At 66.7% G+C, this 19845-nt stretch carries 18 protein-coding genes; 12 read left to right on the forward strand and 6 right to left on the reverse strand.

Annotated features, from left to right (window positions below):
- Positions 1-5: 5 nt before the first annotated feature.
- From R2K23_RS07295 to R2K23_RS07305, 3 genes are read right to left on the reverse strand one after another with little or no spacing between them, the layout of a single operon-like run.
- Positions 6-434, reverse strand: coding sequence for a Rieske (2Fe-2S) protein (locus R2K23_RS07295; RefSeq protein ID WP_316515614.1), 429 nt, complete (start codon positions 432-434; stop codon positions 6-8).
- Positions 435-438: 4 nt separating this feature from the next.
- On the reverse strand, positions 439-1623 hold the full coding sequence (locus R2K23_RS07300) for an amidohydrolase family protein (protein WP_316515616.1): 1185 nt from the start codon (positions 1621-1623) through the stop codon (positions 439-441).
- Between the two features lie 29 nt (positions 1624-1652).
- On the reverse strand, positions 1653-2759 hold the full coding sequence (locus R2K23_RS07305) for an amidohydrolase family protein (protein ID WP_316515617.1): 1107 nt from the start codon (positions 2757-2759) through the stop codon (positions 1653-1655).
- 212 nt (positions 2760-2971) lie between these two features.
- Here R2K23_RS07305 and R2K23_RS07310 point away from each other — a divergent pair, with 212 nt between their 5' ends.
- Complete coding sequence (locus R2K23_RS07310; RefSeq protein WP_316515618.1) at positions 2972-4141, forward strand: acyl-CoA dehydrogenase family protein; 1170 nt, start codon at positions 2972-2974, stop codon at positions 4139-4141.
- Between the two features lie 53 nt (positions 4142-4194).
- On the opposite strand, the gene R2K23_RS07315 is transcribed toward R2K23_RS07310, so the two are convergent.
- Genes R2K23_RS07315 through R2K23_RS07325 form a run of 3 tightly spaced genes read right to left on the reverse strand, consistent with a single transcriptional unit; the run spans position 4195 to position 6715 of the window.
- Positions 4195-5559, reverse strand: a complete 1365-nt coding sequence (locus tag R2K23_RS07315; RefSeq protein WP_316515620.1) for a cytochrome P450 — start codon at positions 5557-5559, stop codon at positions 4195-4197.
- A 55-nt stretch (positions 5560-5614) separates the two neighbouring features.
- A complete protein-coding gene (locus R2K23_RS07320) occupies positions 5615-5806 on the reverse strand; it encodes a ferredoxin (protein WP_316515621.1) in 192 nt (63 codons plus the stop codon).
- A 48-nt stretch (positions 5807-5854) separates the two neighbouring features.
- The gene (locus R2K23_RS07325) at positions 5855-6715 is read right to left on the reverse strand and encodes a mycofactocin-coupled SDR family oxidoreductase (protein WP_316515622.1); all 861 of its coding nucleotides are present in this window, start codon (positions 6713-6715) and stop codon (positions 5855-5857) included.
- Positions 6716-7050: 335 nt separating this feature from the next.
- Here R2K23_RS07325 and R2K23_RS07330 point away from each other — a divergent pair, with 335 nt between their 5' ends.
- The 11 genes from R2K23_RS07330 (at position 7051) to R2K23_RS07380 (ending at position 19840) form a co-directional block, all read left to right on the forward strand.
- On the forward strand, positions 7051-8553 hold the full coding sequence (locus tag R2K23_RS07330; RefSeq protein ID WP_316515624.1) for an aldehyde dehydrogenase family protein: 1503 nt from the start codon (positions 7051-7053) through the stop codon (positions 8551-8553).
- Positions 8550-9758 (forward strand): CaiB/BaiF CoA transferase family protein, encoded by a 1209-nt coding sequence (locus tag R2K23_RS07335; protein ID WP_316515625.1) that lies wholly within the window; start codon positions 8550-8552, stop codon positions 9756-9758. Before R2K23_RS07330 ends, R2K23_RS07335 begins: the two co-directional genes overlap by 4 nt.
- Before the next feature lie 167 nt (positions 9759-9925).
- Positions 9926-10243, forward strand: coding sequence for a hypothetical protein (locus R2K23_RS07340; RefSeq protein ID WP_316515627.1), 318 nt, complete (start codon positions 9926-9928; stop codon positions 10241-10243).
- On the forward strand, positions 10233-11054 hold the full coding sequence (locus R2K23_RS07345; protein WP_316515628.1) for an MlaE family ABC transporter permease: 822 nt from the start codon (positions 10233-10235) through the stop codon (positions 11052-11054). Before R2K23_RS07340 ends, R2K23_RS07345 begins: the two co-directional genes overlap by 11 nt.
- Before the next feature lie 14 nt (positions 11055-11068).
- Entirely contained in the window at positions 11069-11926 is an 858-nt protein-coding gene (locus tag R2K23_RS07350) for an MlaE family ABC transporter permease (protein WP_316515631.1), read from the forward strand.
- A 17-nt stretch (positions 11927-11943) separates the two neighbouring features.
- Positions 11944-13149: an MCE family protein gene (locus R2K23_RS07355; protein WP_316515634.1), complete on the forward strand. Its 1206-nt coding sequence runs from the start codon at positions 11944-11946 to the stop codon at positions 13147-13149.
- Entirely contained in the window at positions 13146-14171 is a 1026-nt protein-coding gene (locus R2K23_RS07360) for an MCE family protein (protein ID WP_316515635.1), read from the forward strand. The genes R2K23_RS07355 and R2K23_RS07360 overlap by 4 nt, the downstream gene beginning before the upstream one ends.
- Positions 14171-15253: an MCE family protein gene (locus R2K23_RS07365; RefSeq protein ID WP_316515637.1), complete on the forward strand. Its 1083-nt coding sequence runs from the start codon at positions 14171-14173 to the stop codon at positions 15251-15253. Before R2K23_RS07360 ends, R2K23_RS07365 begins: the two co-directional genes overlap by 1 nt.
- The gene (locus R2K23_RS07370) at positions 15253-16719 is read left to right on the forward strand and encodes an MCE family protein (RefSeq protein ID WP_316515640.1); all 1467 of its coding nucleotides are present in this window, start codon (positions 15253-15255) and stop codon (positions 16717-16719) included. The genes R2K23_RS07365 and R2K23_RS07370 overlap by 1 nt, the downstream gene beginning before the upstream one ends.
- A complete protein-coding gene (locus R2K23_RS07375) occupies positions 16716-18071 on the forward strand; it encodes an MCE family protein (protein WP_316515642.1) in 1356 nt (451 codons plus the stop codon). The genes R2K23_RS07370 and R2K23_RS07375 overlap by 4 nt, the downstream gene beginning before the upstream one ends.
- Complete coding sequence (locus R2K23_RS07380) at positions 18071-19840, forward strand: MlaD family protein (RefSeq protein ID WP_316515643.1); 1770 nt, start codon at positions 18071-18073, stop codon at positions 19838-19840. Before R2K23_RS07375 ends, R2K23_RS07380 begins: the two co-directional genes overlap by 1 nt.
- Positions 19841-19845 lie beyond the last annotated feature (5 nt).

The raw sequence follows: 19845 nt of genomic DNA on the forward strand, positions 1-19845 counted from the left end.
GGTCCTCAGGCTTGTACCAGGACGTCGTTGCCGACAACCCGGACGGGATAGGTGCGGATGCTCCACTCCGGCTTCACCGCGGTGGTGCCGGTGGCGAGTTCGAAACCCCATTGGTGCCAGGGGCAGTAGATGTACTCCATGTCGCGCACCATCACCGCGTCGCCGGGCACCGTCTCGTCGACGATGTTGCGCCCGCGGGCGCGCCCGGAACACAGCGGCCCGCCCTCGTGCGGGCAGTAGTTGGCGATCGCGTAGAAGGTGCCGTTGACGTTGTACACCCCGACGCCGTGCCGGCCGATGGGCACGAGTTTGTGTGTGCCCGGCGGGATCTCGTCGACCGTGGCGACGATGTGCTCGCGGCCCTGGGCCAGCCGGGGCTGCTTGGCCTCGGGTTTGGCTGCCGGCGAGGTTTCTGAGTTGTGCGTGTCGGTCATGGCGTCAGAACACCCGGGTCTGGCCCTCGATGGCCGGGACGGTGTCGGGCAGCTTGTAGGTTTCGATGCCGTTGCGGAACATGATGGCCTCGCGGGCGTGCTCGGGTAGGTGCTTGACCAGCCAGCGCGGGTCGTCGAAGGTCCAGTGCGGGTAGTCGCTGGAGTACAGCAGGATCTTCTCGCACTCCATCCACTCGAATGCCCGGCTCAGTTCGGTCTTGTCTTCCGGGTAGTCCAACGGCTGGGTGGTGAACTTGATGTGGTCCTTGACGTATTCACTGGGCTTGCGCTTGATGTCGAGCCAGGATTTGCGGGCCTCGTAGATGGCGTCCATGCGCCACATCAGCGGCAGGATCCAGGTGAAGGCGTGCTCGACGAACACGAAGCGCAGGGTGGGGAAGCGGTCGAAGACGCCGTCGAAGATCAGGCTCATGATCTGGTTGTGGGCCAGCAGCGAGTAGGTGACCATCAGGTCGTGGTTGTAGCTGGGATAGCCGACCGGCGGCATCGGCAGTTCCTCGTGGTGGCTGCGCGACAGGTGGCAGGACACGGTGATGTCGTGTTTGGTGGCGGCGGCCCACACCGGGTCGTACATCGGGTCGCCCCAGGCCGGGCGGCGTTCGGCCTTGATCAGGATCTGCGCCATGTAGGGGTGGTCGGCCCATTTCTCGATCTCGGCGGCGGCGAGTTGGGGTGCCTCGATGGACACGCAGATCGACCCGCGCCAGCGTTGGTGCCAGTTGTTGTGTGAGTCCAGCCAGTGCGCGTCCTGCCAGGAGTTGAGCGCCTGGCTCATGGCGTGGTCGGCCTCGGGAAGCCGGCACGGGTAGGCGCCGGGTTCCAGGATCGCGATGTCGGAGCCGGCCTCCATGATCAGTTGCCGGAAGGCCAGATCGGGGTCGCTGCAGGCGAATTCGCCGTCGTCGGGGAAGGCGTCGACCCGCATGGCGAAGGCGTGCGCGTAGTCGGGGGCGTCGTAGTAGATCAGCTCGCCGAACTTGTGTGTCGAGAAGTACTTGGTGCGCCATGGCTCGGGAATGTGCGGGAACAGCTCGCCGCGCTTGGGCACCGGGTGGACGTCGGAATCGACGCACCGGATGGGTGTGCGCTCGACGGGGGTGACCCGGTCGGTGGTCGTGGTGACGGCTTGGGCCGGGCCGCCGGTGGGATTCGGATCGGTGGTGGTCATCTCGCCTGCTCCTCTCAGTGGGTTTCGGCTTACTGGGTGACCAGGCCGGTGGCGGCTGCGACGTCGATGCCGTAGAGCTCGGCGGCGTTGCGCCAGCAGTACTTTTCGCGCTGCTCGGCGCTGTAGGCGCGGGGGACCTCCACGTCGTTCATGTTCCAGTGCGGGTAGCTGGAGCCGAACATGGTCATGTCGTCCTTATTGGTGAAGCTGAACCACTCCCCGGCGTAGTCGACGTCGCCGGGGCCGTCGAACGGGCCCTGGACGAAGAAGACGTGCCCGGGCAGGTAGTCGCTCGGCATCTTCGGAGCCCACGGGGTCTGCTCGAGGTGCGGCCGACCGAAGCAGTCCATCCGCCAGATGAACGGGGTCAGCGAGTCGCCGGCGCCGTCCCCGAAGACGAACTTGAGGCCGTCGTACTTCTCGAAGACGCCCTCGGCGATCATGTTCATCAGGTGGTACAGGTAGTTCAGCGACATGAACCCGTGGTACTGCTCATAGGTCCGGGTGCGACCCGACGGGGTGGGTGCAAACCCGATGCCGGAGCCGACCTCGATGTGGGTGGCCACCGGTAGCCCGGCGTCCTGCGCGGCCTCCCACAGCGGCCAGAACTGCGGTTTGCCATAGAGTTCGCGGGACTGCAGCGGAATGCCGATCTGCACCACGCGCGGATGGTCCTTGTACTTGTCGATCTCGCGCAGGGCCCCGGTGATGTCGTCGGGGTTGACGCGGATGGTGCCGCGGAACCGCTCGCCGTGAGTGTCGTGCTCGAGCCACCGCGACACCATCATCTCGTTGTGCGCGGCGGCAATCGCAGTACCCAGGTGTCGGTCCGGCATCACGCCGCGGGTCATCGGATGCAGCACCGCGATGTCGACACCGCGATCGGTGAACAGATGCTTGGCCGCCACGTCGACATCCGAGCCGGGGTACTGCCGGTCGGGTCCCGTGGTGCCCTTGGCGTACTCGCCGCCGGGGGCGCCGTACCAGTCCATCTCGTAGTCGGGGAACCCGCGGCTACGGAAGGGTTCGTGCATGAAGTTCTGCCGGAGGTCCTTGTTGGAGCTGCAGAAGATATGGACGCTGGCGTCGATCACGGGCGTTTTCACCGTGTTTTCGCCGTCCTTGAGTTCGATCATGACACCCACCCACGGTCGGACATGTGATTCATAGTACAACCCCGTTCTTCGAGAGCAAGAATGGAATTCTCATGCGCTGCCCGGTGTCGGGCGCGCCGGGCTGGGTGCGCTGCCGGGCGCGAGAGACTTCGATTCCAGCATACTAGAATGATATTCTCCCATGAAACCACGAGTTGGTCTCTTATATCTAGGACCTGACACCGAGGAGCACCGTGCAACTGGATTTTGATGCCGACGTCGAGCAGTTCCGTGCCGAGTTCATCGCGTTCCTCGATGAGTACCTGCCCCCGGAGAGCGAGACCGCCGAACGGTCCCAGACCTGCTCGCACATCCCGGAGTGGGCCCGGCGCTGGCAGCGCCTCCAGTTCGAGCACGGCTGGCTGCTGCCGGGCAATCCGCCCGAATTCGGCGGCCGCAACGCGACGGTGGTGCAGCAGTACGTGCACCGCGAGGAGTTGTCGAAGCGGCGCATCTACCACAGCTTCAATCCGCAGGGCGTGGGCATCGTCGCGGCGTCGATCCTGACGTTCGGGACCGACGAGCAGAAGCAGAAGTGGGCCGTGCCGATCCTGCGCGCGGAGATGACCGCCTCGGTGGGCATGAGTGAGCCGGGCGCGGGTTCGGATCTGGCGTCGCTGCGGACCAAGGCGGTCGTCGACGGTGATCACTTCGTGGTCAATGGCCAGAAGGTGTGGACCTCCGGCGCTCACGACGCCGACGTGCTGTTCACGTTCGTGCGGACCGATCCCGATGCGCCCAAGCACAAGGGGCTGTCGGTGCTCATGATCCCCACCGACAGTCCCGGCCTGGTGCGCCGGCCCTTCCCGACCGTGTGCCATCACGACGACCTCGACTTCAACGAGGTGTTCTTCACCGACGTGCGGGTGCCGCGGGAGAACCTGGTCGGTCCGCTCAACGGCGGCTGGCGGGTGGCCAACGGCGCGCTCGGCCACGAGCGGACCATGATGTGGATGCAGTACGCCGACCGCCTGCACAACCTCGTCGAGGACTTCCGCCCCACCGACGCCCTGGGCCGGGACCGGTACGCCACGCTGGTGATGGACTATCAGGCGCTGCGGTTGCTCGGGTCGGCGGCGATCGCCAAGGCCGCCCGCGGCGAAGAGGACATGACCACCATCTCGGTGCTCAAGGTGCTCGGCTCCGAGGCCGAACGGGATGCCACCGAGGCGGCCCTGGACGGTGCCGGCGTCGACGGGCTGCGGCACCCGGCCAACACGTCGTCATACCAGCCCTATGACCTGGATTACCTGTCGGCCAGTTGGATCGAGCGCTACTTCCGTAGCTTCGCCGGGACCATCGCCGGGGGTACTTCGGAGATCCAGCGCAACATCATCGCGCGCGGGCTCGGCCTTCCGATGTAGCGATTTCGGTGCGCTGGGGGGCGCTCGGCGCCCCCCAGCGCACCGAAATCATCTCAGGGCCAGTCGATTACGGCGGCTTCTTTACGCTCGGTGATCGGGCGCGCCAACTCCTGCTCGTTGCAGATGCGCTGCAGGTTCTCCAGCGTCTCGTCCAGGCCCGGCCCCAGCGGCTTGCTCGGGGTGAAGGTGGCCGGCAGGTTACGCATGCCCTGGATCACGCCGATGGTGTCGTAGTGCACGGTGCCCTCGGGATCGCAGACGTAGTCCGGCATCCGATCCAGCACCGCGGTGAGCATCGACTTGAACACGGTGCGGGCCACGTTGGAGCCCACGCAGCGGTGCACGCCGATCCCGAAGCTGAAGTGGCGGTTGCCCTTTCGCTCCATGATCAGCTCGTTGGGCTTTTCGAACACGGCCGGGTCGCGGTTGGCCATCGCCCACGACAGCCACAGCCGCTCGTACTGCTTGAACTGCTGACCCAGCACCTCGACGTCCTCGGAGAAGGTGCGTCCGTCGCCGGGGGCCGGCGTGAAGAACCGCAGGAACTCCTCGGTCGCCGGGTTCAGCAGGGTGGCGCGCTCCGCACTGAGGCGCGTCCGCTCCGACGGGTTCTCGCCGAGCCATTCCAGGGCATGCGCGGTCAGCGCCGTGGTGGTGTCGAAGCCACCGCCGATGACCAGGCCCAGGTTGCCCAGGATCTCCATGTCGGGCGCGGGTTCGCCGTCGATGCGCAACTGCAGCAGGGCATTCACCAACCCGGGCCGGGGGTTTTCCCGGATCTCCATCATGTTGTTGATGAGGTCGATGCCCATCTCGCGGTGCTGCTCGTTGATCTTCTCGCGTTCGGGCGCGTGCTCGGGGGTGTAGACCGAGGCGTGGGTGGGCTCGCTGTAGACGTTCCACTTCTTCAGGTCGATGCCCATCATGGCCAGGGTGAGGACCGCGGGCACGACGTTGGCGAGGTGCTCGACGAAGTCGATCTGGCCGGACTCGATGTGCTCGTCGAGTGCGGCACGGGTGATCTCGTGGACGAACGGTTCCCAGCGCTTGATGGCGGCCGGCGACAGGTACGGATTCAGTGCCCCGCGGTACTGGCTGTGCTCGGGCTCGTCCATCTCCAGGATGCCGCCCCGGACCACCGTGGCGCGGCTGGCCTTGGGGATGGTGATGCCCTGAAACGGGGTCTCCCCGGAGATGTCGTGATGGTTGGACACCGCCGGGCAGCGGGCCAGTTCGAACACGTGCGCGCTGTCCGCGGCCACCCAGTGCCCGCCGTGGGTGTCGGTCCACGCCATCGGGCACTTGGCGTGCATCTCCTCGGTGATCGCCTGGAACTGCAGCCGATACTCGGGGGTGTGCCGGTCGAAGTGATACCGGTTCTTCTTGCGGTCATCGGTCGTGACATCGTCGATGCTCACGGCGTTGTCTCCTTGATGTTCTGGCCGATCGGACAGCCCCACGGGGCGATCAGGCTCATTCGATGATGATGGCTTGTTCCGGACAGGACTGGGCGGCCTCACGAACGGCGTCCTGCTGATCCTCGGGGACGATCTCGTTCACGGCCGACGCATGGCCGTCGACGTCATCGAGCTCGAATGAATCGGGCGCGATCATGGCGCACAAGGTGTGGCCCTGGCACTTCTCGCGGTCTACCCAAACCTTCATCGTGTCTTCCTTTCGCGCCCAATCCTGTTGTCTTGCACCCGGATGCACTTAAACGTGGTAGTCGTACCACTTCAGGTAGCCGCCGGCGTCGACGCGCAATTGCATGCCGGTGACGTAGCGGGATTCGTCCGAGGCCAGCCACAGCACCGCGTTGCTGATGTCCTCGGGCTCGACGTAGTTGACCTTCATGGCCTGCTGGACACCGAACACCGGCTCGGCGTCGGCGCGGGTGGGCTTCTCCAGGTCGGGGCGGAAGCTGCGGTACATCGGCTCGCTCTGCAGCATGTCGGTGTTGCAGTTGGTGGGGTGGATGACGTTGGCGCGCATGCCCCGCACCGCGATCTCGGTGGCCAGGTAGTGCACGTACTCGGAGATCATGCGCTTGGACACCATGTAGCCCATGCCGCCGGGGTCGCCGCCGGGGTTGGGCTTGTTGTGCGCGTCCATCAGCGCCGCCGCCGAGGCGGTCGCGATGATCGAGGCGCCCTCGGTGAGGTGGGGCAGCGCCACCTGGATGGCGTTGATGGTCCCGATCAGGTTGGTGTTGATGCCGTCGGTCCAGGCCTGCATGGGCGGCTGGCCCTTCATGCCCGCCACGCCGGCCTGCGCGACCACCACGTCGAGCTTGCCGAATTCGGCGAGGCCGGCCTCCAGCGCGGTGCGCAGCTGTGCGACCTCGCGCACGTCTGCCTTGGCGGTGACGATCCGCTGCCCGGTCTTCTCGACGAGGTTCTTGGTCTCCTCGAGATCTTCCGGGGTGGCCATCGGGTAGCCGATGGTCTCGAGGTCCTCACAGAGGTCCACCGCGATGATGTCGGCGCCTTCCTCGGCCAGCCGGACTGCGTGGCTGCGGCCCTGGCCCCGCGCCGCTCCGGTGATGAATGCGACCTTGCCTTCAACGCGTCCCACAGAGGTTCCTTTCACTTGGTTGTCGAGCTACCCGGCGCGGGGTCAGGTGGGAGGCGGGCAGGCCTCGATACTTGCTGCCGTCGGTGCGAAACCGGGAACCGCATGACGCCACCTGAAAGAATCTCCCTTTCGATTGTGAGAACCGTACTCTCCGGCGCGCTCGTCTCGCAAGGTTACTGCACTAAGAGTCTCAAAAGTGCCCGGGTCAGGACCTTCCCCGAGGCACTGTTGACAGCCGCGTCAGAGTCCTGCTTAGTTTCTTGAGTTCTCGTCTGGCGAATGTAAGATTCGCCGAAGATGAGAATCCAGTTATCAACGAGCAGGAAGGCCGCTTGATGGGATCCCCTGAGTCGGCAACGCTGACAAACCCGCAGGCCGCGCCGGACCGCCGGCTGCTCATCGGCGGCAAGCTGGTCGACGCCGAGGCCACCTATGCGAGTCTGAATCCCGCCACCGGCGAAGTCCTGGGATACGCGCCGGACGCCGGCGTCGCGGAAGCCGAGGCCGCCATCGCCGCGGCGCGCACGGCCTTCGACGAGACCGACTGGTCCACCAACAAGGAACTTCGGGTGCGGTGCCTCGAGCAGTTGCACCGTGCGTTGGTCGACAACCGTGCCGAGATGGGCCAGCTGACCACCGACGAGGTGGGGGCGACCGCCGCGCTGCTGGCCGGTGCGCAGTACGACGGGCCCGTCGAGATCGTGCGCTATTACGCCGAGCTGCTCAAGACCACCGAATTGACCGAGGACCTGGGCAACGTCGAGGCGCGCGGCGCGCTGCACCACCGCTGGGTGGAAAAGGAAGCCGCCGGCGTCGTGGCGGCGATCATCGCCTACAACTATCCGAATCAGCTGGCGCTGGCCAAGCTGGCGCCCGCGCTGGCCGCCGGCTGCACCGTGGTGCTCAAGGCCGCCCCGGACACCCCGCTGGTGACGCTGGCGCTCGGCGAGCTGATCGCCAACCACACCGACATTCCGCCCGGCGTGGTCAACGTGCTGTCCGGCGCCGCGCCGGAGGTCGGGGCGGCGTTGACCACCAGCCCGGACGTCGACATGGTCACGTTCACCGGTTCGACGCCCACCGGCCGCGCCATCATGTCCGCGGCCAGCGCCACCCTCAAGCGCGTGTTCCTCGAACTGGGCGGCAAGTCCGCCGCCATCGTGCTCGACGACGGCGATTTCAACACTGCCGCAGTCTTTTCGGCGTTCTCGATGGTCACCCACGCCGGCCAGGGGTGCGCGCTCACCTCGCGGCTGCTGGTGCCGCGGGCGCACCACGACGAACTCGTCGAACTCATCAAGGCCAACTTCGGCCACGTCCGCTACGGCGACCCCAACGATCCCAAGACCTACATGGGCCCGCTGATCAGCGAGAAGCAGCGAGACAAGGTCGACGGCATGGTCCAGCGCGCGGTCGCCGCCGGCGCCACCCTGGTCACTGGGGGCGAGAAGAAGGGGCCAGGCTACTTCTATACGCCAACCTTGCTGGCCAACGTCGACCCCGACAGCGAGATCGCGCAGGAGGAGGTGTTCGGCCCCGTGCTGGCGGTCATCGCCTACGACGACGATGACGACGCGGTGCGCATTGCCAACAACTCCATCTACGGACTGTCCGGCGCGATCTTCGGCAGCCACGAGCGTGCGCTCGGTCTGGCGCGCCGGATCCGGACCGGGACGTTCTCGATCAACGGCGGCAACTACTTCCACCCGGACGCGCCGTTCGGTGGTTACAAGCAGTCCGGTATCGGCCGCGAGATGGGCGCCGCCGGCCTGGCGGAGTTCCAGGAGGTCAAGACCTTCGCGGTTCCGGTCGCCGCCGAGCCGGGGGCGCAGTCGTGAGCGGGCCGCTGGAGGGCATCCGGGTCCTCGAGGTCGCGATGTACGGCTTCGTCCCCTCGGCCGGCGCCGTGCTGGGGGAGTGGGGCGCCGACGTCATCAAGGTCGAGCACGCCGTCACCGGCGATCCGCAGCGCGGGCTGCGGCAGACCGGTTTGTTGCGGGTGGAGGGCGACCCGAACCCCAACATCGAGCACGCCAACCGCGGCAAGCGCAGCATCGGCCTGGACATGTCGGTGCCCGAGGGCAAAGAGGTGCTGCTGGAACTGGCCAAGCGCGCCGACGTGTTCCTGACCAGCTTCCTGCCCGGTCACCGGCAGAAGTTCGGCATCGATGTGGACGACATCCGCGCGGTCAACCCGAACATCATCTATGCGCGCGGTAGCGCGCTCGGGCCGCGCGGTGAGGAGTCGGTCAAGGGCGGCTACGACATGACCGCGTTCTGGTGCCGGGCCGGCACCGCGCGCACCATCACCCCGCCGGACATGCCCGGCATGATCGGCCCGCCCGGGCCGGCCTACGGCGACACCATCTCCGGTACCAACCTCGCCGGCGGCATCGCCGCGGCACTGTTGAAGCGGGAACGCACCGGTGAACCGTCGGTGGTGGACGTCTCGCTGTTGGGCAGCGGCCTGTGGGCCCTGGGACACACCGTCGCCCTGACCAACCATCTCGGCGAGCGGATGGAAGCGTTCCCACCGGGCACGCAGGGGTCGCCGGCCAACCCGCTCGTCGGGCTGTATCCGACCGCCGACGACCGCTACATCTCCTTCGTCATGATGCAGCCCACCAAGTTCTGGGCCGATGTGTGCCGACACATGGATCTCGAGGAGCTGATCGACGACCCGCGGTTCGCCACGGCCGAGGCGATCGCGGAGAACACCGCGACCGCCAACGAGATCCTCACCGAGGCGATGCAGAAGCGGACCCTGCCGGAGTGGAGCGAGCGCTTCACCACGCTGGCCGGGCCCTGGGCCCCGGTGCAGGACACGCTGCAGGCCGCGCAGGACTCGCAGATCCGGGCCAACGAGTACCTCGTCCCGGCCGGCGAGCTGGAACTGGTCTCCAACCCGGTCCAGTTCGACGTTGCCGCGCCGAGCACCGGCCCGGCACCGGGATTCGCCGAACAGACCGACGACATCCTGCAGGAACTGGGCCTGGACTGGGACCGCATCATCGAACTCAAGACGGCCGGCGCCGTCACCTAGCCGAAAGCTCCGACATGTCCCGCACCGCCGCGATCAGCGCCTCGACACCCGTTTGTGGGTGTGATCTGGGTCGCATTGTCGGGGTTGGCGCCGGCGCCCTCACTTTTGCGCGGACGCGCCGTGCGAACGTTACATTCGGCGGCGAATGTGTTAGGTATGTTCGTCAATTGTCCACGGGGATCGACCAAATCGGCTATGAAGATCTGGGCTCTTCAACCCGCTTCGGCGAGGGCGCATCGGTGAAGACGGAGGTGACCGCGGTGAACAGGCGGCCGTCGGCACCGAACAGAGGCACCCGCGCCGAGGTGCGCGCCGTTGTCGGCGGAGACATCCAAGGTGTGACACTGTTTGGTCGAACAGGGGGGAAAGCCATCAGCGCAGCCGACGCCGCCCGCACCGGGCCACTGCACCACCTCGGCGGATCGGCCGCGGTCTCGGCCGTCGCCATCCTCCAACCACCGGAAGGGCCGGGTCGTGGCAAATAAAGAGGCGGTCCAGGGACCGGAACGGTGGACGGTGGGCCTCGGGCGATTGAAGAACGCCTCCGGGGCGTTCCAGGCAATCGGTGGTTTGTTTGCCATGGCTGCTGATGCGGTGCGGTTTGTGTTTGTGCGGCCGTTTCAGTGGCGGGAGTTTTTGGAGCAGTCGTGGTTTGTGGCGCGGGTGTCGTTGGCGCCGACGTTGTTGGTGGCGATTCCGTTCACGGTGTTGGTGTCGTTCACGTTGAATATTTTGTTGCGGGAGTTGGGGGCGGCGGATCTGTCGGGGGCGGGTGCGGCGTTTGGTGCGGTGACGCAGTTGGGTCCGATGGTGACGGTGTTGATCGTTGCTGGTGCGGGGGCCACGGCGATGTGTGCGGATTTGGGGTCGCGGACGATCCGGGAGGAGATCGACGCGATGGAGGTGTTGGGGATCAATCCGGTGCAGCGGTTGGTGACGCCGCGGATGTTGGCTTCGGGTTTGGTGGCGCTGTTGCTCAACAGTTTGGTGGTGATCATCGGAATCCTTGGGGGGTATGTGTTTTCGGTGTTCATCCAGGATGTGAATCCGGGGGCGTTCGCGGCGGGGATCACGTTGTTGACCGGGGTGCCGGAGGTGATCATCTCGTGTGTGAAGGCGGCGTTGTTCGGGTTGATCGCGGGGTTGGTGGCCTGTTATCGGGGGTTGACGATCACCGGGGGTGGGGCCAAGGCGGTGGGTAATGCGGTCAACGAGACGGTGGTGTATGCGTTCATGGCGTTGTTCGTGATCAATGTGGTGGTCACTGCCATCGGTATCCAGATGACGAACAACTAGGCGGGGCGGCGGTTATGGGTACTTCGACGTTGTTGCGGCAGCGGTTTCCGCGGTTGGTCAGTCAGGCCGGTCGGCCGGTGGAGTTGTTCTCCCGGATCGGTGATCACATTTTGTTCTATGGGCGTGCGGTGGCCGGCGTGCCGCATGCGACGTTGCATTTCCGCAAGGAGATCGTGCGGTTGATCGCGGAGATCTCGATGGGGGCCGGGACGCTGGCGATGATCGGCGGCACGGTGGTCATCGTCGGGTTTTTGACGTTGGCCACCGGTGGGGTGTTGGCGATTCAGGGTTACAGCTCGTTGGGCAATATCGGCATCGAGGCGTTGACGGGGTTTTTGTCGGCGTTCATCAATGTGCGGATCGCGGCGCCGATTGTGGCCGGGATCGGGTTGGCCGCGACGTTCGGTGCGGGGGTGACCGCGCAGTTGGGGGCGATGCGGATCAATGAGGAGATCGATGCGTTGGAGTCGATGGGGATTCCGCCGATCGAGTATCTGGTGTCCACCCGGATCATTGCGGGGATGACGGCGATCACGCCGTTGTATGCGATTGCGGTGATCATGTCGTTTGTGGCGGCGCAGTTCACCACGGTGGTGTTGTTGGGCCAATCCGGCGGGTTGTATGACCATTACTTCTATACGTTTTTGAATCCGATCGATTTGTTGTGGTCGTTCCTGCAGGCGATTTTGATGGCGATCACGATCTTGTTGATCCACACCTACTTCGGTTACTTCGCCGCCGGTGGGCCGGCCGGGGTCGGCGCCGCGGTCGGTAACGCGGTACGCACCTCCCTGGTCGCCGTCGTCAGCGTGACCCTGCTGGTCTCACTGTCCATCTACGGCTCCAACGGCAACTTCAACCTCAGCGGATAGCGGATTCGGGAAAAACTGTGACAGACAATGTCGAACGCGGCAGGGCCTGGACTCGGCCCGTCGCCGGCGGGCTGGCGGTCGTCGCGATCATCGGCGTCATCGCCCTGGCGGTCGCCCTGTTTCAGGGCAGCTTCACCAAAACCGTCCCGGTGACCCTGATCTCGGATCGCGCCGGTCTGGTGATGAACGCCGACGCCAAGGTCAAGATGAACGGCGTGCAGGTCGGCAAGGTGGCCGCCATCGAGACCCGCCCCGACGGCACCGCCGAACTGCGCCTGGCCATGGATCCGAGCCAGCTGCGGCTGATCCCGGCCAACGTCACCGCCGACATCGAATCCACCACGGTCTTCGGCGCCAAGTTCGTCAACCTCAAGGCGCCCGAGAATCCCTCGTCGCAGAAGATGGAAGCCGGTCAGGTGCTGCGCGGCGACCACGTCACCGTCGAGATCAACACCGTCTTCCAGCAGCTGACCCGGGTGCTCGACAAGATCGACCCGGTCAAGCTGAACGAGACCCTCGGCGCGATGTCCGCGGCGTTCGGTGGTCGCGGCGAGAAGTTCGGTCAGACCGTCTCCGACTTCGAGGCGCTGCTGGAGAAGCTGGAACCGAGCCTGGACAACCTGGCCCGGGACACCGAGGCCACGGCCGTGGTGGCCGACGCCTACGCCGACGCCGCGCCGGACCTGATGCGCACGGTCGAGAACACGATCCGGGTCAGCGACAGCATCGTCGACGAGCAGCAGAACCTGGATGCGTTCCTGGTCAGCATGATCGGACTCGCCGACATCGGCAACGACGTCGTCGGCGGCAACCGTGCCGCGCTCAGCGAGACGCTGCGCCTGCTGGTCCCCACCACCGACCTCACCAACGAGTACGCCGCCGGCCTCAACTGCGCTCTCGGCGGCATGGCCACCTTGTCCAAGCAGCCGCCGGCCGCGGACCCGGGCATCGCGGTGAACGTGGCATTCGTCATGCACATCGACCGGTACCGGTACCCGTCGAGTCTGCCCAAGGTCGCGGCCAAGGGCGGGCCGCACTGCATGGGTCTGCCCGACATCGGCTTCGGTAACAAGGCGCCCTACCTGGTGACCGACACCAACTCGAACCCGTGGCAGTACGGCAACCAGGGCATCCTGCTCAACTCCGACGGCCTCAAGCAGATGCTGTTCGGACCGTTGGACGGACCGCCCCGCAACACCGCACAGATCGGACATCCGGGATGACGCGAACCTCGAGCACGATGGTGAAGTTCGGCATCTTCGCCACGATCATGGTGCTGCTCACCGGATTCCTGTTCATGGCGTTCGGCGAGTACCGCGGTGGTGCCACCACGAAATACTCGGCGGTCTTCGCCGACGCGTCCCGGTTGGAGAGCGGCGACTCCGTCCGCGTCGCGGGTGTGCGGGTCGGCACCGTCGACTCGGTGTCGCTGCAGCCCGACCGCACGGTGCTGGTGAAGTTCAACGCCGAACGCCACATCAAGCTCACCACCGGCACCCAGGCCGCCGTGCGCTACCTGAACCTGGTCGGCGACCGGTTCATGGAACTCGTGGACAGTCCCGGATCGACCAAGATCCTGCCCGCCGGTTCGCAGATCCCCGAGGAGCGCACGCAATCCGCGCTGGACCTCGACCTGCTGCTCGGCGGCCTGCGGCCGGTGATCCAGGGCCTGAACCCGCAGGACGTCAACGCGCTGACGTCCTCGCTGATCCAGGTCCTGCAGGGCCAAGGCGGGACGCTGGAGTCGCTGCTGAGCAAGACGTCGTCGTTCTCGACCACCCTGGCCGACAACAACGAGGTGGTCGAGCAACTGATCGACAACCTCAACGGGGTGGTGGAGACGTTGGCCGCCGACGGTGACAAGTTCTCCGGCAGCATCGACCGCCTCGAGCAGCTGATCAGCGGGCTGTCGGAGGACCGCGATCCGATCGGCACAGCCATCACGTCGTTGGACAACGGCACCGCATCGCTGGCGAGCCTGCTGACCGAGGCGCGGCCGCCGCTGAACGCCAGCGTGGACCAGCTCAACATCCTGGCGCCGCTGCTGGAGGCCGGGTCCCCGAATCTCGATGCGGCACTGCAGAAGATGCCGGAGAACTACAAGAAGCTGCGGCGGCTGGGCGCCTACGGCAGTTGGATCATGTATTACATCTGCGGCCTCAGCATCCGGGTCACCGACCTGCAGGGCCGGACCGCAGTCTTCCCGATGATCAAACAACTGAGTGGAAGGTGCGCGGAGCCCTGATGCTGAAGTACCGCGAATCAAACCTCGTTCGCGCGGGGTTCCTCGGCGCCGCACTGATCGTGCTGGTGATCGCCGTGGGATTGCAGCCCGAGCGCCTCATCCAGTGGGCCGGCTCGGTGCGCCACCAGGCGCTGTTCTCCGAGGCCGGCGGCATCATCGTCGGCAACGACGTGACCGTGTCCGGCATCAAGGTGGGCTCGGTGTCCGCCGTGGAGCTCGAGAACGGCGACGCCCTGGTGACTTTCACCGTGGACGGCAGGCACCCGTTGGGGTCGCAGACCACCGCGCACATCCGCACCGGCTCGCTGCTCGGCGAGCGGGTGCTGACGCTGGAGTCCGAGGGCAGCGACAAGCTGCGGCCCGGGACCGTCATCCCGGTGACGCGCACCTCCTCGCCGTATTCGCTGACCGACGCCCTGGGCGAGCTGACCACCAACACCAAGGGCACCGACACCGCAACGCTGAACCAGTCGCTGGATACGCTCTCGGCCACCATCGACCAGCTTGCCCCGCAACTGGGCCCCACCTTCGACGGGTTGTCCCGGCTGTCCCGGTCGATCAACAGCCGCAACGAAAACCTGGCGGATCTGCTCGCCAGCGCGGGCGACGTCACCAAGGTGCTGGGGGAGCGCAGCCAGCAACTGAATGCGTTGATCCTCAATGCCAACGACCTGCTGGGCGTCCTCAACGACCGGCGCGAGGCCATCGTCGATCTGCTGGCCAACACCGCAGCGGTGTCGCAGCAACTCAGCGGCCTGGTGGCCGACAACGAGGCCGAACTCGCACCGTCGCTGGAGCGGCTGAACGTGGTGATGGCCATGCTGGAGAAGAACGCCGACAACATCGGCCAGGCCCTGCCGGGCATCGCCAAGTTCCAGGTGACACAGGGCGAGACGTTGGCCAACGGCCCGTACTACAACGCCTACGTGCCGAACCTCGCGGTGGCCCAGACGCTGCAGCCGTTCCTGGATTACTCGTTCGGGTTCCGCCGCGGAACCAACGCCGGCCAGCCCGGGGATGACGCCGGACCGCGGGCCGAGTTGCCGTTGCCCTACAACGGGATCCCGGGAGGTACGCGCTGATGCAACGCAAGCGTTTGACCGGCGTCGCGGCCATCGCGTTGGCCGTCGTGTTGGTGGCCGGCGCGGCCTACGTCGTACGGCAGCAGTTCTTCGGCTCGAAGACCATCGAGGCGTTGTTCACCTCGGCGACCGGCATCTACCCCGGGGACGAGGTCCGAGTGTCCGGGGTCAAGGTCGGCACCATCGAGGCGATCAAGCCCGAGGGCACCCAGAGCCGCCTGGTGCTCAAGGTCGATCACGACGTGGACGTGCCCGCGGACGCCAAGGCCGTGATCGTCGCGCAGAACCTCGTCGCGGCCCGCTATGTGCAACTGGCCCCCGCCTATCGCGGCACCGGTCCTACCATGGCGGACGGCACGGTGATCCCACTGGATGCCACCGCGGTCCCGGTGGAATGGGACGAGGTCAAGACGCAGCTGATGCGGCTGTCCACCGAACTGGGCCCGCAGAGCGGGGTCGACGGGACCTCGGTGTCGCGCTTCATCGAAAGTGCCGCCAACGCCATGGACGGCAACGGTGCCAAGCTGCGGGAGACCATCACCCAGCTGTCCGGCGTGTCCCGCATCCTCGCCGAGGGCAGCGGCGACATCGTCGATATCATCACCAACCTGCAGACCTTCATGACCGCCCTGAAGAACAGCAATCAGCAGGTGGTGTCGTTCCAGAATCGGTTGGCCACGCTGACCAGCGTGGTCGACGGGAGCCGCACGGATCTCGACGCCGCACTCAAGCACCTCTCGGTGGCGGTCGTGGAGGTGCAGCGGTTCGTCGCCAACAGCCGCGACAAGACGGCCGAGCAGATCGAACGGTTGTCCAACGTCACCCAGAACCTCGTCGACCACAAGATCGACCTGGAGAACATCCTGCACGTGGCGCCGAATGCGTTCGCCAACGGTTACAACATCTACAACCCGGACGCCGGTAGCCCGGTGGGGCAGTTCGTGTTGCACAACTTCTCCAACCCGGTCGAGTTCATCTGCGGCGCCATCGGCGCGGTGGAGAACACCACCGCCCCGGAGACCGCCAAGCTGTGCTCGCAGTACCTCGGGCCCGCGCTGCGGTTGCTGAACTTCAACAACCTGCCGTTCCCGGTCGCCCCGTACCTGATGAAGTCCGCGAGCCCGGAGAACCTCATCTACTCCGAGCCGGGCCTGGCGCCCGGCGGCGGGGGCGGCTCGCCCGAGCTCCCGGAGGCTCCACCGGCGATCTCGGCCTATCCGCGGGACGTGCCGCCCGGCCCGCCACCGTTCACCGGACGCGCCCCGGGCGTCCCGCCGCCGGGTGCCCAGCAGATGCTGCCGGGTGCACCCCCGGTGGTGCCGCCCAACGTGCTGGCCAACATCGGCGACGTGCTGAACCCGGCAGGTGTTCCGCCGGGGCCGGCACCGGGGCCCGCCCCCGGCGCACCGCTGGCCGCCGAAGCGCCGGCCGGACCGCCTCCGGCAGAAGGGATGCCGCCAGCATGATGGGCAAGAGATCCATTCGGATGGCGATCGCGACCGCGGGCTGCGTCGCGCTGGCCACCAGCGGATGCGCGTTCCAGGGCGTGAACTCGCTGCCGCTGCCGGGCGCTGTCGGCCGCGGTGCGGACGCGAAGGTCTACCACGTCGAGATCGCGAATGTGGCCACGCTGGAACCGAATTCGCCGGTGATGATCAACGATGTCGTGGTCGGCAGCGTGCGCAAGATGTCGGTGACCGACTGGCATGCCGACATCGAGTTCTCGGTGCAGCCCGGCGTCGAGGTGCCGGCCAACGCCGTGGCGACCATCGGCCAGACCAGCCTGCTCGGGTCGATGCACCTGGCGCTGAATCCGCCTGTCGGGGAGGCGCCCGCCGACCCGCTACCGGAGGGCGCGACGATCCCGCTGAGCGACTCGTCGACCTATCCCACCACCGAACAGACGCTGGCCTCGCTGGCGGCCGTGGTGACCGGCGGCGGCCTCGGCCAGATCGGCGACGTCATCCACAACTTCAGCACCGCGCTCAACGGCCGGGAAAGCGACGTCCGCGACCTGCTGACCCGGCTGGACACTTTCGTCGGCACGCTGGACGCCCAGCGGGACAACATCGTGGCCTCGGTGGAGTCGCTGAACCGGCTCGCAGGCACCTTCGCCGGTCAGCGCGACACCATCACGCAGGCGCTGGACCGGATTCCGCCCGCGATCGACGTCCTGATCCAGCAGCGGCCGCGGTTGACGACGGCCCTGCAAAAGCTCGGAACGTTCAGCGACACCGCCAACCAGCTGGCCAACGACTCGCAGGCCGACCTGGTGCGCAACCTGAAAAATCTGGAACCGACGCTCAAGGCGCTGGCCGACATCGGACCGGACCTGGGTGAGGTGCTCGGTTACGCCCCGACGTTCCCGTACACCCAGAGCTTCATGGACCGCGGCATCCGCGGCGACTACTACAACCTGTTCGCCACCATCGACCTGACGATTCCGCGGTTGAAGCGAACGCTGTTCCTCGGTACCCGGTGGGGCGACCAGGACGTCCAGTTGGTGCCGGCGCCGGGGGACCCGTACTACCTGAACTACACCTATGACCCGCTGAAGACGGGCGCGACGCCGCCGCCGCCGGACGCCTTCCCGGCGATGCCGGAGGCCGAAGCGCCGGTGGCCCTGCAACAGGGGCCGCCGCCGCCGATCCCGCCCGAGGTCGGACCCATCCTGCCGTTCACCCCGCCCGAGCCGTTCCAGGTGCCCGGCGCGCCGGTCTACCTGACGGCACCGCCCGCCAAGCCCGGAGACCCGATCTTCGCCGGACCCTTTGGCGCCGAACCGGACTCGTCCGCACCCACTGACGGAGGTGGCTGATGCTCACGCGTTTCGTCCGAACGCAGCTGATCCTCTTCACCATCGCCTCGATCGTGGGAGTGGCGGTGATGCTGTTCGCCTACATGCAGCTACCCACGCTGCTGGGGGTGGGGCGGCTCACGGTCACGATGAACCTGCCGGCCACCGGTGGGCTCTACCAGTTCAGCAACGTCACCTACCGCGGCTCGCAGATCGGCAAGGTCACCTCCGTCGAGCTGACCGAAACCGGTGCCCGGGCAACGTTGTCGCTGGACCGATCGCCGAAGATTCCCGCGGACCTGCAGGCCCAGGTGCTGAGCATGTCGGCGGTCGGCGAGCAGTACGTCGACCTGCAGCCGCGCACGGATTCGGGGCCGTACCTGGAGAACGGCGCGGTGATCGCGATGGAGGACACCACCATTCCGCAGGAGGTGGGCCCCATGCTCGACCAGGTGAGTGCCCTGATGGACACCATTCCGAAGGACCAGCTGAGTCACCTGCTCGACGAGACCTTCGAGGCCTTCAACGGCACGGGATACGATTTCGGCTCGCTGCTCGATTCGGCGTCGACCATCACCCGCGATGCCAACGCCATCTCGGACCGTACCCGCGCCCTGATCGACGACTCCCGCCCGTTCCTGGAAGCCCAAGAGCAAACCACGGATTCGACCCGGACCTGGGGGCGCAGCCTCGCCGGTATCACCGAGCAGCTGTCGAACAACGATCCCGAGTTCCGCGCCGTGCTGGCGAACGGTCCCGGCTTCGCGCAGGAGACCTCCCGGTTGCTCGACCAGGTGAAGCCGACGCTGCCGGTGCTGCTGGCGAACATGACCACGATCGGGCAGGTCGGGGTGACCTACAACGCGTCCATCGAGCAGTTGCTGGTGTTGCTGCCGCCGTACGTCGCGCAGATCCAGACGTATGCACCGATCAACAACCCGGCCGGCATGCCGAACGGTGACTTCTCGCTGGGGCTCGGGGACCCGAACTCCTGCACGGTGGGCTTCCTGCCGCCGTCGGCGTGGCGGTCGCCGTCGGACACGGAGGTCGTCGACACCCCGGACGACATCTACTGCAAGCTCCCGCAGGACTCGCCGATCGCGGTCCGCGGTGCCCGTAACTACCCCTGCATGGCGCATCCGGGCAAGCGGGCTCCGACGGTCGAATTGTGCAACGACCCCGAGGGTTTCAAGCCGTTGGCCACCCGTCAGCATTCGCTCGGGCCCTACCCGATAGACCCGAACCTGATCGCTCAGGGTGTTCGTCCGGACAGCCGGGCGCTCGCGGACTCGCAGATCTTCGGGCCCGTCGAAGGCACCCCGCTGCCGGCCGGAGTCGCTGCCCCGCCGCCCCCGGCGCCGCTGTCGCCGCCCAATGCGCCGCCGCCGAATTTCGCGGGCACGGGCCCCGGGCCGTTGCTGCCGGGGCAACCGATGTACCTCGAGCCGCCGGTGACGCCGCCGGCGCCGCCGCAGATCCACAATCCGGCGACCACGCCCGATGATCCCGCGCATGCGCCACACGCCACCCAGGTTCCGTTGCCGCCGGGCGTGGCGCCCGGACAGCTCCCGATGCCCCCGGGTGTCGAGGAAATCCCCAACTCGGGCACCCCGGCGATACCGCAGGCCAGCCCAAGTTCGTTCGGGGACAAGGCCGCTGGTGGCCCGTCGGTGGCCGTGGCCAAGTACAACCCCCGCACCGGGGAGTACATGGGCTCCGACGGCGCGCTCTACCAGCAGGCGAACCTCGCCAAGACTCCGACGTCGTGGACCGACCTGATGCCCACCTGAGAAGT

This window comes from Mycolicibacterium sp. MU0050 (assembly GCF_963378085.1).
Taxonomy (GTDB): domain Bacteria; phylum Actinomycetota; class Actinomycetes; order Mycobacteriales; family Mycobacteriaceae; genus Mycobacterium; species Mycobacterium wendilense.